The following is a 14,893-nucleotide window of genomic DNA, read 5'->3' as shown; positions in this document are numbered from 1 at the left end:
GCTCGGGTCGGGGGCGGGCCGGGCGGGGTCGGAACGGGGCGCTCGGCCTGGGAAGAAGGGCTGCGGTGGGTGCACGAAGGGCCCCGGTTGACCGTGGTTTGGGAGGGAAACCGACTGGTCGACGTGGGCGCGGAGACGGTTAGACTCTCGCGATCGCCCGTTTGCGGCGGCCGACGGGGACAGCAGGCGCCGGGGAGGGTGACCGCGTGGACATCAAGAAGATCGCGATATACATCCTCATCGTCTTCGTGCTGTACACGATCATCAACTCCCCCGACCGCGCGGCCGAGCTGGTCCAGGTCGGCTTCGAGGGGATATCCGACGCGGCGCAGGGTGTCGGCGAGTTCATGACCGGCCTGGTCAACTGAGGCTCGTCGGCGGCAGCCACCCGGCGTACCCGCACGATCCCGCGCCACTTCACCGCACCGTTCGGCCCGCAGCGCTCTGACCAGCCGCGGGCCTTCTCCATGCCGTCCTCGAACGGCTGTCGGGCCCGCCAACACGGAGCCGACAGGTGCTTGCACACCACGACCGGGAATTGTGATGCTATGACCGCTTTTCCATGGTTTGTTTCGCTTTAGCCGCTTCTGATGGAGCGGTTCTGACGAAGGGGTGGTCCGCCGGTGGCTGCGACTCAGGAACGTGAGGCGCGCAGCGCACGGAGCCGAGCCCTGACACAGGCGCTCTTCGAACGGCTCGGCGGATGCGAGAAGGGCACCACCGAGTACCGCCGGGCCCGGTCCGCGCTGATCGAGGCGAACATCCCGCTGGTCCGCTACGTCGCCCGCCGCTTCCACAACCGCAACGAGCCGATGGAGGACATCGTCCAGGTCGGCACCATCGGGCTGATCAACGCGATCGACCGCTTCGACCCCGAACGCGGCGTGCAGTTCCCGACGTTCGCGATGCCGACGATCATCGGCGAGATCCGCCGCTACTTCCGCGACAACGTGCGCACCGTCCACGTGCCCCGGCGACTGCACGAGATGTGGGCCCAAGTCAGCGGCGCCACCGAGGATTTGACCGTCCAGCACGGCCGTACGCCGACCACCGCCGAGATCGCCGAGCGCCTCAAGGTCCCCGAGGAGGAGGTGCTCGCCTGCATGGAGGCCGGCCGCGCCTACCGCCCGGCCTCGCTGGAGGCGGCCCAGGAGCGCGACGAGGGCATGCCGGGCCTGATCGACCGGCTCGGCTACGAGGACCCGGCCCTGGACAGCGTCGAACACCGCGAACTCGTACGGCACTTGCTGGTCCAGCTGCCCGAGCGGGAGCAGCGCATCCTGCTGCTGCGCTACTACGGAAACCTGACGCAGTCGCAGATCAGCGCGGAGCTGGGGGTCTCCCAGATGCACGTCTCACGGCTGCTTACGCGGAGCTTCGCACGCCTGCGCGCCGCAAACACCATCGAGGCGTAACCGCATCGAGTGAGTCGCGAGAGTCCCAACACCCCTTCGAGCAGCATTGTTTGTCGACAAGGCGCTTCGTCGCGTTGCTGACTGTGACATTCTGCGAGAAGCGCGTTTGCCGAGGGCTCACCTCCGGTATTCAGCTGGAGGCGCTGTCTTCACGCGACAACGCCACTGCGACCCGTCCGCGACCTCAAGGGAGTGGCATGTCCGTAGAACTGGGCAGCTCCAAGGTGCTCACCGACGAGATGACGACCGCCGCGCCGAGCGGTGCCCCGGAGCCGGCCGAGGCCGACCGCGCGCCGGAGAGCCGGCCCGTCGCCGGCGTCGAAGCCGTACCCGCTCCCGTCGACGACGCTCCCAGCGACACCCGCACGCTCTCGCGCTCGCTCTTCCTGCGGCTCGCCGCCCTGGACGCGGACAGCGCGGAGCGGGTGTACGTGCGCGACACCCTGATCGAGCTCAACCTCCCGCTGGTGCGGTACGCCGCCGCCCGCTTCCGCAGCCGCAACGAGCCGATGGAGGACATCGTCCAGGTCGGCACCATCGGGCTGATCAAGGCGATCGACCGCTTCGACTGCGAACGCGGCGTGGAGTTCCCGACGTTCGCGATGCCGACCGTGGTCGGCGAGATCAAGCGCTTCTTCCGGGACACCTCCTGGTCGGTGCGGGTCCCCCGGCGCCTCCAGGAGCTGCGGCTCGCGCTGACGAAGGCCAGCGACGAGCTGTCGCACAAGCTCGACCGGTCGCCGACCGTGCCCGAGCTGGCCGTCTGCCTCGGAGTCTCCGAGGAGGACGTCGTCGACGGTCTCGCGGTCGGAAACGCCTACACCGCAAGCTCGTTGGACTCCCCCTCACTGGAGGAGGACGGCAGCGAGGCGTCGCTGGCCGACCGGCTCGGCTACGAGGACACCGCGCTGGAGGGCGTGGAGTACCGCGAGGCGCTGAAGCCGCTGCTGGCCCAACTGCCCTCGCGCGAGCGGCGGATCATCATGCTGCGCTTCTTCGCCAACATGACGCAGTCGCAGATCGGCGAGGAGGTCGGCATCTCGCAGATGCACGTCTCGCGGCTGCTGACCCGCACCCTCGCCCAGCTGCGCGAAGGCCTCATCGCGGAGGAGTGACCCGGCGGGCACGCGCAGGACACGGGCCGCAGCAGGCACGGGATCGGGCAGACGCGGGCACGCGCACGAGCAGACGCAGGCACGAGCAGACTCAGGCACGCGCGCGAGCGGACGCGGACGCGGACGCGCGCACTCGGCCGGCCCGGCGCCGGTTCGACGGCGCTGCTTCTCGGCGCGGGCCGCCGCCCCCAGGGCGGCCGCGCGCCAGGTCCCAACCGGCCGCCGCGGCCGACCGGTTCGACGTGCGTCACGGACGCGTACCACTTCCGAGCGGAACGCTGCGATTCGCCCGCATTGCGCCCGGAAAGCGCTCCCGGTTGCTCGCCGTCGGCACTTCACAAGCGGGCCCGTCGCCGGTGAGACTGCACGGATGCGCGGGACGGACACTACGGCGACGACGACAGCGGCCACCCGGCCGGCACCGGCCACCGGATCGGCGGCAGCAGCCACGGGATGGCGCTCCACCGCCGGGCGCCGCCTCGGCCCGGCAGCGGCGGCGGCGCTCTGCCTCGGCCTGCTCACGGCCTGCGGCTCCGACAGCGAGGGCGGCGGCTACGTCAACGACGGCGCGGCCGGCCCCGGAAGCGACTCGGCCTCGGGCCCGCAGGCCCCCGACGAGGACGTACGGCTCATCCCGCTGAAGAAGGAGCCCCCGCTGACCGACGCCCCCGACGGCGAGCGCGGCGAGGGGGCCGCCGGGAGCGGAAGCGGCGAACCCGACGATCCGGCGGGCGGACCCGGCACCGCGGGCGGCTCGGACGGGGCCGGCCGACCGGGAGGCGGGGAGAGCGGCGGGAGCGAGGGCGACTCCTCGGGGCCGCCGTCGCCCGGCGAGACGGCCGAGGGCCCGGCGAAGCTCTCGGTGGGCGACCACGAGCGCGCGCCGGGCGAAGAGCGCTGGTGCGAGCGCGTCACCTTCCCGGTGCACAACTCCGGCGGCGCCGCGGTGAGTTCGGGCAGCGTGACCTTCACGACCAGGATCGTCGGACTGCTCGGCGGCACCTGGGGCAACGTCGACACCCGGCAGAACCTGCGCGCCCCGATCGAGGCGGGCGCCCGCGCCGACCAGAGCTACACGGTCTGTGTGGACAGCTGGCGCGTCCCGATAGGCATGAGCATCGAGACGACCGGCGTCAAGGTCGACTGGAAGTAGCCGCCGGCGGGGAGAACAGCCGCTGCCGCCCCGGCGATCGGGAGCGGCGGCACCCTGCGGCGACGGCGAGAGGCCCGGCTGCCCGTACCTGGTGTACGGGCAGCCGGGCCTCTCGCGCTGCCGGATCTCAAAATCTTCCGGATCTCGCGCTGCCGGCTCGTCGCCGGTCGACGGGCCGGGTCAGCCGATCGCGAGGAAGACCACCGCGGCCAGCACCGCGACCGCCACGACCACACCCGCGATCAGGCCGAGCCGCGATTTCGCGGGCTCGGGCGGAGCCGGGCGGCTCGGGCCGCTGCTGCCGTCGTCGACGAAGGCGCGGAACATCTGGGTGCTCGCCGCGGGGTCTTGCTGGGCGCCGGGGCCCTGTGGTGCCTGGGGGTTCTGAGCCATGCGGCGACCCTAGCGAATGCGGGGTCCCTCGGGCACCCCGGCCTTTAGTCATTGTTTGCCTTGCGCGGAGATTGTTTGCCTTCCGCTGACTGGATCCGGTTGTTCGCCCTCATTGACCCCCGTACAGTTGCTTAGAGCAACGAACTATCTCGGGTGGCTTCGAAGGGAGTGACGAGCAGGTGGCAGGACCGGCAGCACCCGGTGCGTCCAGCGCATCCGGCATATCGAGCACCAAGCCCCGAGGGGCGGAATCTCCGGCGGAGAGGACCGCCTCGGCACCGGCCGCGAGCCCCGTCCCGGACGCCGCGGCACCGGCCGCGAGCCCCGTCCCGGACGCCGCGGACCCGGACGCCGTCGAGAGCGCGGACCGCACCGAGGCCGTTCCGGCCGAGGAGGTGCGGATGCCGCACCGGCAGGTCATGACGGTGCTCTCCGGACTGCTGCTCGGCATGTTCGTCGCGATCCTCTCCTCCACGGTCGTCTCCAACGCACTGCCGCAGATCGTCTCCGACCTCGGCGGCGGCCAGAGCTCGTACACCTGGGTGGTCACCGCCTCACTGCTGACGCTCACCGCATCGACCCCGCTGTGGGGCAAGCTCTCCGACCTGTTCAGCAAGAAGCTGCTGGTCCAGCTCTCCATCGTGATCTTCGTGCTGGCCTCGGCCGGTGCGGGCCTCTCCCAGTCCACCGGCACCCTGATCGCCTGGCGCGCGGTGCAGGGGATCGGGGTCGGCGGTCTGGTCGCGCTGGCCCAGGTGATCCTCGCCGCGCTCGTACCGCCGCGTGAACGCGGGCGCTACGGCGGGTACTTCGGCGCCACCTTCGCCGTCGCCACGGTCGGCGGTCCGCTGCTCGGCGGCGTCATCACCGACGCTCCGGGGCTCGGCTGGCGGTGGTGCTTCTACGTCGGCGTACCGTTCGCGGTCATCGCGCTCGTGGTGCTCCAGCGGACGCTGACGCTGCCGGGCGGCACGGTGCGGCGCAAGGGCGTACGGATCGACTGGCTCGGCTCGCTGCTCATCGCCGCCTCGGTCTCGCTGCTGCTCATCTGGGTCACCCTGGCCGGCGACTCCTACGCCTGGCTGTCCTGGCAGACCGCCGCCATGGTCGGCGGCTCGATCGCGCTGGGCGGGCTCTTCGTCGCGGTCGAGAAGCGCGCCGCCGAACCGGTCATCCCGCTCTCCCTCTTCCGCAACCGCACCATCACGCTGACCGCGCTGGCCTCCTTCTTCATCGGTATCGCGATGTTCGGCGCGACGGTGTTCCTCAGCCAGTACTTCCAGTTGGCCCGCGGGCAGTCGCCGACCATGTCGGGAGTGATGACGATTCCGATGATCGGCGGCCTGTTCCTGGCCAGCACCGGCTCGGGTCTGATCATCACCCGCACCGGACGCTGGAAGAGGTGGCTGGTCGCCGGCGGCACGCTGGTGACGGCGGGCCTCGGGCTGCTCGGCACGATGCGCCACGACACCGCGTACTGGCAGGTCGGCACGTACATGGCGGTGCTCGGCCTGGGCATCGGCATGCTGATGCAGAACCTCGTGCTGGCCACCCAGAACCAGGTCAGCGGCGACCGGATCGGCGCCGCCAGCTCGGTCATCGCCTTCTCCCGCTCGCTCGGCGGAGCCATCGGAGTCTCGGCGCTCGGGGCCGTGCTCGCGGAGCGGATCCGCCACCACATGGCCGACGGCTTCGCCGGCGCCGGGGGTGCGCCGGGCGGCGCCGACAGCGGCACCATCCCCAACCTGTCCACGCTGCCCGCCCCGGTGCGCGCCGTGGTGGAGAGCGCGTACGGGCACGGGATCGCCGACATCTACCTGTACGCGGCGCCCGCGGCCCTGCTGGTGCTGGCGCTGGTCGTGGCGGTGAAGGAAGTACCGCTCAGAACCCGCTGAGCCACGAGGAGTTCGGCCGCCGCACCGCCCGCGGACCCGCGGACCGGCGGACCGGCGGTCCTCCCGGGCACTCGGCAAACCCGGCTCTCGCGTGCGCGTCGGGCCCGGCTCACGCGGGCGGGGAGTCCGTCCGCGTGCCGCTGGTGCCACCCGGGCCGCCCGCGCCTCAGTCGCCTCCGGCGCCGTCGGTCCCCTCGCGCAGCGCGCCGACTCCGGCGATCAGCAGCTCCAGCGCGGTGTCGAAGTCGTTCTGCCGCATCTGTCGCACGGAGATTCCGCGGTCCGCCTCGTCCCGCAGCTCCAGCGAATCGGCGTACTGCGGCATCCCGTCGACCCGGGCGAGGACCATCGCGTAGAACTCGTCGGGCTGCATTCCCGTGTCGGCCAGCCGAGCGTTCCAGTTCGCCTCCACCGAGGCGAAGCCGTTCACGAACTGGAACACCGCGGCGAGCGCCCCCGGCAGCTGCTCCGGCCGCAGTCCCGCGCTGCCGAGCACCGACTGCGCCGCACCCGCGAACCGCATCGCCTCCGGCCCGATGTTGAGGTACTGCCCGATGGTCCGGGCCACCCACGGATGGTCGACGAGCATCCTGCGGTACGCGGCGGCGAGCAGCCGCAGGCTCTCGCGCCAGTCGGCCCCCGCCAGGTCCGGCAGCGTCAGCTCCGCCTGCACCGCGTCCACCGCGAGCTCCATCAGCTCGTCCTTGGAGTTGACGTACCAGTAGAGCGACATGGCCGTGACGCCCAACTCCCCGGCCAGCCGGCGCATCGAGAACTTCGCCGTGCCCTCCGCGTCCAGCAGCGCCACCGTCGCCGCGGTGATCGCCGCCCGGTCCAGCGCGGGCTGCTCGGCGCCCGTACGGGAGTAGCGCCGGGGCGCGGGCCGGTCGTCCAGCCAGACGCTGATCCGGGGTGAGGGTTCGGCAGGGCGTTCAGCGGCCACGGGGCTCCTCGGCTGGCGGTACGAACGGGCGGGGCGTTCCGCGTACGGGTCGGCGGCCCCGCACCCGCTCCGGGGTACGGCCCCGAAGGGTAGCGATGTCAGGCCCCGCCCTTCCCCCCGACGCCCGCTCCGGGCCCGTCCGTCCCGGTCCCGCGCGGCCCGGCGCCGTCCCCCGCGTCGTCGGGCCCGGCGCCGTCCGCCGCGTCCTCGCGCCCGGCGCCGTCGGGCTCGGCAGGAGCGGCGCCGCGCGTCGCGTCCGCCGTGCCGCCCGTCTCCGCCTCCGTCTCCGCGCCCGCGACCGCCGCGTCCGCCTCGGCCGCGGCGGTGGCCTCGGCTCGGCGAAGGAGCGCCCAGGCGACGACTCCGCCCGCCAACACCGCGGCAGCGCCGACCAGTTGGCTGGTGCCCACCCCGCTGTCGAACGCGTCCAGCACCGCTGCCGCCTCCGCCTCCGTACGCGTCGTGTCCAGCGCCGCGGTCAGCGAGCCGGCGCCCGCCGCGCCCGCGGGCAGCAGCGCCACGAACCGGGAGCTGAGCACCGCGCCCAGCACCGCCACGCCCAGTCCGTGGCCGAACTCCGCGAGCGTGCCGTTGACTCCGGCGCCCACTCCGGCCTTGGCCGGCGGTATGGACGACATCAGCGCGTTCGCCATGGTCGGCATCGCGAAGCCGACTCCGGCGCCCATCAGCACCAGCCCGGCCGTCAGCGTCGGAGCGCTGTCGCCGAGCACCGAGACGGCCACGAGACCGCCGGAGAGCAGCCCCATGCCGAGCAGCACCGTGAGCGGGGTGCCGAGGCGTTGCACGGCCTTCGCCCCGCCGCCGCCGAAGTTGACCACGATGACGGTGAGCGCCATCGGCGCCATGCGCAGCCCCGCCTCCAACGGGCTGTGCCCCAGCACGAACTGGAGGTGCTGGGTGAGCAGGTAGAGCGAGCCCGCCATGCCGAAGGCCACCAGCAGCCCGCCCGCGACCGCGCCGACGAAACGCTGGTTGCGGAAGAAGTGCATGTCCAGCATCGGCGACGGCGCGCGCAGTTCCCAGAGCGCGAACGCGGCCATCACCACCGCACCCACCAGCGCGGGGACCAGGACCTGCGGCGAGGACCAGCCGTGCTCCGGGCCGGCGATGATGGCGTACACGATCGTGGTCATTCCGACGACGGAGAGCACGGCGCCCAGTGGGTCGGGCGCCTCCCCGGCCGGGTTTCTGGACTCGGGGACGAGTCGGGCCACGGCCCAGAGGCCGATCGCCACCACCGGGACGTTGATCAGGAAGAGCGATCCCCACCAGTAGTGGTCCAGCAGGAAACCGCCGACCAGCGGCCCGAGCGCGAACCCGAGCGACAGCACCGAGGACCAGATGCCGATCGCCCGGACCCGCTCCCGGTCGTCGAAGATCTGCACCACGACCGCGAGCGTGGTGGTCACCAGCAGCGCCCCGCCGACCCCCATCGCCGCCCGGGCGGCGATGAGTTGGCCCGCGCTCTGCGACATCGCGGCGCACAGCGAGGCGGCGCCGAAGATCGCCAGACCGGTGAGCAGCATCTTCTTGCGGCCGACCCGGTCCGCGGTGTTGCCGGCCAGTAGCAACAGCCCCGCCTGGACGAGCGCGTAGGCGTTGATGACCCACTGGATGTCGGCGGTCGAGGCGTCGAGCTCGGTGCCGAGCGTCGGGATCGCCACGTTCAGGATGGTGTTGTCCACGATGACCGCGAACTGCGTGAGGCAGATCACCGCGAGGATGATCCACCGCCGGGGGTGCCCCCGGGTGGACGACGTGTCGTCCCGGGCGGTTGCGGGCGCGGTCAAGGGAACCCCTTCGCAAGGCGTGGACGGCAGGCGTGGACGGCGCCCGGCGGCATGTACGGCGCGACCCGCCCGAGGCCGTGGACATCGATCGATGTACACCGTACAAGTATTTTCCCGTACAGCGTAAGGGAATAACGCCGCCCCGCCTCGGCCCGGCTGCCCCGTCCCGCGCCCAGCACGGATCTCAGTCCGGAGCCCGGCCCGGAGCCCGCCCGGAGGTCAGCGCGGGGCGGGCGCGGCGGACTCGGTCGCGGGGCGGGGTCCGAGGCCGAAGAGGCGTACGGCGTTGTCGTGGCAGACCGCGCGCAGCCAGTCCTCGTCCTGGTCGAGCCGGGTGAGGACGTCGAGCGCGTGCGGATAGCCGTAGGGGATGTTGGGGAAGTCGCTGCCGAACAGCACGCGTTCACGCAGCTCCGCCAGCCGTCGGCGGAGCTCGGGCGGGAAGGGCATCAGCTTCTCGGCGAAGTCGGTGAAGGCCATCGTGGTGTCCAGGTGGACGCCCTCGTGGCGCTCGGCCAGCGCGAGGAAGTCGGCGTACTCGGGCATCCCCATGTGCGCGACGATCAGCCGCAGCCGCGGGTGGCGCGCCAGCACCTCGGCGACGCGCCGCGGCCCGGTGAAGCGGCCCGGCGCGGGACCCGAACCGCAGTGGACGACGACGGGCACGCCGGCCTCCGCCAGCAGCCCCCAGACCGGGTCGAGCAGTGGGTCGGCCGGATCGTAGTCCCCCACCTGCACATGGGACTTGAAGATCCGGGCACCGCTGTCCACGGCGCTCGCCGTGTACGCCGCCGCGCTCGGCTCCGGGTAGAACGTCGAGGTGTGCAGGCAGTCGGGCACACGGCCGGCGAAGTCGGCGGACCAGCCGTTGAGCCACTCGGCCATGCCCGGCTTGTGCGGATAGATCATCGAGGTGAAGGCCCGCACCCCGAACTCCCGGATCAGCGCGAGGCGTTCGGCCTCCTCGTGGCGGTAGGTGATCGGCCAGTCGGGGCCTCCCGAGGGGCCGACCGCGTCGAAGTACGCCCACACCTTGCTCATCACACGGGCTGGCATGAAGTGGGTGTGCACGTCCACCAGCCCCGGCAGCCCGAGCCGCTGCCAGAACTCCCGCACCCGTACGGCTTCCGCACCGCCGCCCGCGGGAGCGCCCGCGGTCTCCGCATTCGCCATGGAGGCAGCGTACGGGCACGTCGGAAGCACCGTCCCCGGCGGTCGGAGCAGCCCGCCGCCGGTCGAGCGGCCCGGCCCTCAGCCGTCAGAACCGCCCGGCCGCCCGGAGCAGCCCGCCCGGCGCACGAAGCCCGGCACCCGCGCGGCGCGACACGCCCCCGCACGGCTTCGAGCCCGCCCCCGGAAATCCGGGAGCGGGCTCGAAGAACCGCTCTGCCGCCCGGCGGCCGTCGGCCCCGGACGCGCGCGGGTCAGTCCCGCGACCGCTGGGGCCGCCAGACCACCAGCGCGCCCGACTGGTGCACGTCCTGGTACGGCACGAGATCGCGCCGGTAGGAGGCGTGCACCTGTGCCTCGCGCTGCTGGAGCGCGACCGCCGCGCCCTCGACCGCCTGGGAGAGCTCGCCGACCCGCGCCCGAAGCGCCCGCACCTGGTTCTCCAGCTCGATGATGCGTTTGATGCCCGCCAGGTTGATGCCCTCGTCCTGGCTGAGCCGCTGCACCTCGCGGAGCTGGTCGATGTCCCGCGCCGAGTAGCGACGGCCGCGCCCGGCGGTGCGGTCGGGCGAGACCAGACCCAGCCGGTCGTACTGGCGGAGGGTCTGCGGATGCAGCCCGGAGAGCTGTGCCGCGACGGAGATGACGTAGACCGGTGATTCCTCGGTCAGCTCGTACGGATTGTTCCTGCCTCCACCTCGGCCGGTCGTCACCTCAGTCTCCCTTCGCGGCCTTGAACAGCGCGGCCCTCGGGTCCTCGTCCGCGGTGGCTTCGCGGTAGGACTCCAGTGCGTCCTGCGCCTTCTTGCTCAGGTCCTTCGGCACGGCGATCTCCACGGTGACCAGAAGGTCGCCGCGGGTGCCGTCCTTGCGAGTGGTTCCTTTCCCGCGGGCGCGCATCGTACGCCCGCCCGGAGTGCCCGGCGGCAGCTTCAGCTTGACCGGCGGACCGCCCAGGGTGGGTACGACGATCTCCCCGCCGAGCGCCGCCTCGGTGAAGGTGACCGGCACGGTGACGGTGAGGTTGTCGCCACGCCTGCCGAACACCGCGTGCCCGTCGACGTGGACGACCACGTACAGATCGCCCGCCGGACCGCCGCGCTCCCCCGGGGCGCCCTTGCCGCGCAGCCGGATGCGCTGCCCGTCCGAGACTCCCGCGGGGATGCGGACCTGCATGGTGCGCGAACTCGTCGCCCGGCCGCTGCCCCGGCAGACGTCGCAGGGGTTCTCGGCGATCAGGCCGCGGCCCTTGCAGTCCATGCACGGGTCGGTGAGCGAGAAGCCGCCACCGCCGCCGCGGCTGACCTGCCCGGTGCCGACACAGGTCGGGCACACCCTCGGGGTGCCGTTCTTGTCGCCGGTGCCCGAACACGCCTTGCAGGCCGCGCTGCTGGACATCCGCAGCGGAACCGTCGCGCCCTCGACCGCCTCGGTGAAGCTGAGCGTCACCTCCGACTCGACGTCCTGACCGCGACGCGGCTGGGTGCGCGCACCCGTGCCCGTACCGCCGCGGTTGAACAGCCCGCCGAAGACGTCGCCCAGACCGCCGCCGAAACCGCCGGCGCCGCCCGGGCCGCCGGCCGTTCCGCCCGGCTGACCGCCGAAGAGGTCGCCGAGGTCGAAGTTGAAGTTGCCGCCGGCGCCGGGACCGGGGCGGAAGCCGCCCGAGCCCAGCAGCGTGCGCGCTTCGTCGTACTCCTTGCGGGACTTGGGGTCGGAGAGGATGTCGTTGGCCTCGGAGACCTCCTTGAAGCGCTCCTCGGCCTTGGCGTCACCCGTGTTGGCGTCCGGGTGGTTCTCGCGGGCGAGCTTCCGGTACGCCTTCTTGATCTCCGCCTCGGTGGCGTCTTTCGGGACGCCGAGGACCTTGTACAGATCCTTCTCCAGCACTTCCCTGCTGAGGCTCATCCCCGGCGTCCCTCCTTCCGTACCTGTGCGGCCGTCACGTCAGCCCTCTTCCGGGCCACCGTTCTCCTCGTCCGTCCCCGATGACTCTTCGCCCTTCGTCGGCTGCGCCCCGGGCTGGGGCTCGGCGACGCCGACCCGCGCGGGGCGGATCGTACGCTCGCCGATGCGATACCCGGGCTGCAGGATCTGCACGCACGTCGTCTCGGTGACATCGGGCGAGTACGAGTGCATCAGCGCCTCGTGCACGGTCGGGTCGAAGGGCTCGCCCTCCTTGCCGAACTGCGCCAGACCCATCTTGGCCATCGTCGTCTCCAACGACTCGGCCACGACCTTGAATCCGCCGACCAGCTCACCGTGGTCCCGGGCCCGCCCGATGTCGTCGAGCACCGGCAGCAGCTCGGTGAGCAGGTTGGCGACCGCGACCTCCTTGACGGCGATCCGGTCCCGCTCCACCCGGCGGCGGTAGTTCGAGAACTCCGCCTGGAGGCGCTGCAGATCCTGGGTGCGCTCGTTCAACGCGGTACGGGTCTGGTCGAGTTGGGCGGTGAGGCCCGCCTGCTGGAGCTCGTCGCCCTCCGGTGCGGAGCCCGACCCGCCCGTACCACCGGCCTTCTCCTGGGAGTCCCCGGCCGGAGCCGCCGGCCCCGCCTTGTCGGCGGAACCGGCAGCCTCGTCAGCCTGTGCGGCGTCGGCGGGGACCTCGGGCTCGTCCTTGTCGAAGCCCGGCGTCTCCTCCGTCACGCGGCACCTCCACGCTTGTCCTTGTCCTTCTCGTCATCGACGATCTCGGCGTCCACGACGTCGTCCTCGTCCTTCTGGGCGGAGCCGGCGCCCGCGGCACCCTCGGCGCCGCCTGCCGCCTGCTGACCGGCCTGCGCGTCGGCGTACAGGGCCTGGCCGAGCTTCTGGCTGGTGGTCGCGACCTTCTCGGAGGCCTCGCGGATCGCCGGGGTGTCCTCACCCTTCAGCTTCTCCTTGAGGTCCGCGATCGCTTCCTCGACCTCGCCCTTGGTGTCGGCCGGGACCTTGTCCTCGTTGTCCTTGAGGAACTTCTCGGTCGTGTACACCAGCTGCTCGGCCTGGTTGCGGGTCTCGGCGGACTCGCGGCGCTTGGTGTCCTCGTCGGCGTACTGCTCGGCGTCGCGCATCATGCGCTCGATGTCGTCCTTCGGCAGCGCGGAGCCACCGGTGACGGTCATGCGCTGCTCCTTGCCGGTACCGAGGTCCTTGGCGGAGACGTGCATGATGCCGTTGGCGTCGATGTCGAAGGTGACCTCGATCTGCGGCACACCGCGCGGGGCCGGCGGCAGACCGGTCAGCTCGAACATCCCGAGCTTCTTGTTGTACGCCGCGATCTCGCGCTCGCCCTGGTAGACCTGGATCTGCACCGACGGCTGGTTGTCCTCGGCCGTCGTGAAGATCTCCGAACGCTTCGTCGGGATCGTGGTGTTGCGCTCGATCAGCTTGGTCATGATGCCGCCCTTGGTCTCGATACCGAGGGACAGCGGGGTGACGTCCAGCAGCAGGACGTCCTTGACCTCACCCTTGAGCACACCGGCCTGGAGGCTGGCACCGATGGCCACGACCTCGTCCGGGTTGACGCCCTTGTTGGCCTCCTTGCCACCGGTCAGGTCCTTGACCAGCTCGGCGACGGCGGGCATCCGGGTCGAACCGCCCACGAGCACCACGTGGTCGATCTCGGACAGCTGGATGCCGGCGTCCTTGATGACGTTGTGGAACGGGGTCTTGCAGCGCTCGAGCAGGTCCTGCGTCAGCTGCTGGAACTGCGCCCGGGTCAGCTTCTCGTCGAGGTGCAGCGGGCCCTCGGCGGAGGCGGTGACGTAGGGCAGGTTGATCGAGGTCTCGGTCGAGGAGGACAGCTCGATCTTGGCCTTCTCGGCGGCCTCGCGCAGACGCTGGAGCGCCATCTTGTCCTTGGACAGGTCGACGCCGTGGCCCGAGTGGAACTGCTTGACCAGGTGGTCGACGACGCGCTGGTCCCAGTCGTCACCACCGAGGTTGTTGTCGCCGTTGGTCGCCTTGACCTCGACGACACCGTCGCCGATCTCCAGCAGGGAGACGTCGAAGGTACCGCCACCGAGGTCGAAGACCAGGATGGTCTGGTCCTCCTTGTCGAGGCCGTACGCCAGCGCGGCGGCGGTCGGCTCGTTGACGATGCGCAGCACGTTCAGACCGGCGATCTCGCCGGCCTCCTTGGTGGCCTGGCGCTCGTGGTCGTTGAAGTACGCGGGCACGGTGATGACCGCGTCGGTGACCTTCTCGCCCAGGTAGGACTCGGCGTCCCGCTTCAGCTTCTGGAGCACGAAGGCGCTCATCTGCTGCGGGTTGAAGTCCTTGCCGTCCAGGTTGATCTTCCAGTCGGTGCCCATGTGGCGCTTGACCGACCGGACGGTCCTGTCGACGTTGGTGACGGCCTGGCGCTTGGCCACCTCGCCGACCAGCACCTCGCCGTTCTTCGCGAAGGCGACGACGGACGGCGTGGTCCTGGCGCCCTCGGCGTTGGTGATGACGGTGGGCTCACCGCCTTCGAGCACACTGACGACGGAGTTCGTCGTACCCAGGTCGATGCCGACCGCACGTGCCATTTCGGAATCTCCTCCAACTAAGTCCTGAGTGGAACAGGCTCAAGGATGCACCACTCCGGCGCAGCCGTCAACGTACCTGAGTGGAGGCGACTCAACTTGCTTGCGAGTAAACGGCGCATAAAGAAGCAGTGCGCACTCCTGACCCCTGCCGATGACGCTCACCGAAGCCCTCGAGGTTCCCTGCGAACCACCGCGAGCCGCACCCCCGCCGACGCGGAAAACCCCGGCCGCAGCAGGCGAACCACGACGAACACCCCCTCCAGCGCACCACGCACCCGCCCGCGCCGCACGTCGCCGAACCGCTCCGCGAACCGCCGCCGCGAGCCCGCCCGACGGCACCCCGTCAGGACGCGGCGCGGGTACGGGAGTTGAGCCTCCGCCCGCTCCGCACGGTGACGTAGCGTCCTGACACGAGCCCGGGGGCCCGGGGCGACCGGGAACCGTCCGAGCACCGGAAGGGTCCGACAGACCGGACGGCGGAAAC

General features: G+C 71.6%; 13 protein-coding genes. 5 read left to right on the top strand and 8 right to left on the bottom strand.

The window, feature by feature from the left end:
* Positions 1-206: 206 nt before the first annotated feature.
* From MTQ01_RS01740 to MTQ01_RS01725, 4 genes are all read left to right on the top strand, one after another.
* Positions 207-368, top strand: coding sequence for a hypothetical protein (locus MTQ01_RS01740; RefSeq protein ID WP_211043823.1), 162 nt, complete (start codon positions 207-209; stop codon positions 366-368).
* A gap of 255 nt (positions 369-623) precedes the next feature.
* Positions 624-1,415, top strand: coding sequence for an RNA polymerase sigma factor SigF (locus MTQ01_RS01735; RefSeq protein WP_247486504.1), 792 nt, complete (start codon positions 624-626; stop codon positions 1,413-1,415).
* Between the two features lie 197 nt (positions 1,416-1,612).
* Entirely contained in the window at positions 1,613-2,530 is a 918-nt protein-coding gene (locus MTQ01_RS01730; protein WP_247486503.1) for an RNA polymerase sigma factor SigF, read from the top strand.
* A 370-nt stretch (positions 2,531-2,900) separates the two neighbouring features.
* Complete coding sequence (locus tag MTQ01_RS01725; protein WP_247486502.1) at positions 2,901-3,683, top strand: hypothetical protein; 783 nt, start codon at positions 2,901-2,903, stop codon at positions 3,681-3,683.
* A gap of 180 nt (positions 3,684-3,863) precedes the next feature.
* Here MTQ01_RS01725 and MTQ01_RS01720 read toward each other — a convergent pair whose 3' ends face one another.
* Positions 3,864-4,076: a hypothetical protein gene (locus MTQ01_RS01720; protein WP_247486501.1), complete on the bottom strand. Its 213-nt coding sequence runs from the start codon at positions 4,074-4,076 to the stop codon at positions 3,864-3,866.
* Between the two features lie 401 nt (positions 4,077-4,477).
* Here MTQ01_RS01720 and MTQ01_RS01715 point away from each other — a divergent pair, with 401 nt between their 5' ends.
* On the top strand, positions 4,478-5,971 hold the full coding sequence (locus MTQ01_RS01715) for an MDR family MFS transporter (RefSeq protein WP_247487640.1): 1,494 nt from the start codon (positions 4,478-4,480) through the stop codon (positions 5,969-5,971).
* Positions 5,972-6,137: 166 nt separating this feature from the next.
* Here MTQ01_RS01715 and MTQ01_RS01710 read toward each other — a convergent pair whose 3' ends face one another.
* The 7 genes from MTQ01_RS01710 to dnaK all read right to left on the bottom strand — a co-directional run bounded on the left by MTQ01_RS01710 (position 6,138) and on the right by dnaK (position 14,409).
* Entirely contained in the window at positions 6,138-6,914 is a 777-nt protein-coding gene (locus tag MTQ01_RS01710; protein ID WP_247486500.1) for a TetR/AcrR family transcriptional regulator, read from the bottom strand.
* 98 nt (positions 6,915-7,012) lie between these two features.
* Positions 7,013-8,725 (bottom strand): MFS transporter, encoded by a 1,713-nt coding sequence (locus MTQ01_RS01705; RefSeq protein ID WP_247486499.1) that lies wholly within the window; start codon positions 8,723-8,725, stop codon positions 7,013-7,015.
* Between the two features lie 219 nt (positions 8,726-8,944).
* On the bottom strand, positions 8,945-9,898 hold the full coding sequence (locus tag MTQ01_RS01700; protein ID WP_247486498.1) for an amidohydrolase family protein: 954 nt from the start codon (positions 9,896-9,898) through the stop codon (positions 8,945-8,947).
* Positions 9,899-10,149: 251 nt separating this feature from the next.
* Positions 10,150-10,608 (bottom strand): heat shock protein transcriptional repressor HspR, encoded by a 459-nt coding sequence (locus MTQ01_RS01695; protein ID WP_211040798.1) that lies wholly within the window; start codon positions 10,606-10,608, stop codon positions 10,150-10,152.
* A 1-nt stretch (position 10,609) separates the two neighbouring features.
* Entirely contained in the window at positions 10,610-11,803 is a 1,194-nt protein-coding gene (dnaJ, locus tag MTQ01_RS01690; RefSeq protein WP_247486497.1) for a molecular chaperone DnaJ, read from the bottom strand.
* Positions 11,804-11,842: 39 nt separating this feature from the next.
* Positions 11,843-12,544 (bottom strand): nucleotide exchange factor GrpE, encoded by a 702-nt coding sequence (grpE, locus tag MTQ01_RS01685; RefSeq protein ID WP_247486496.1) that lies wholly within the window; start codon positions 12,542-12,544, stop codon positions 11,843-11,845.
* Complete coding sequence (gene dnaK / locus MTQ01_RS01680) at positions 12,541-14,409, bottom strand: molecular chaperone DnaK (RefSeq protein ID WP_247486495.1); 1,869 nt, start codon at positions 14,407-14,409, stop codon at positions 12,541-12,543. Before dnaK ends, grpE begins: the two co-directional genes overlap by 4 nt.
* Positions 14,410-14,893 lie beyond the last annotated feature (484 nt).

The sequence above is a fragment of the Streptomyces sp. XM4193 genome (genome assembly GCF_023072595.1).
Classification (GTDB): Bacteria; Actinomycetota; Actinomycetes; order Streptomycetales; family Streptomycetaceae; genus Streptomyces.
The sequence above is the reverse complement of the archived record's forward strand: the minus strand, read 5'-3'. Positions and strand labels throughout refer to the sequence as shown.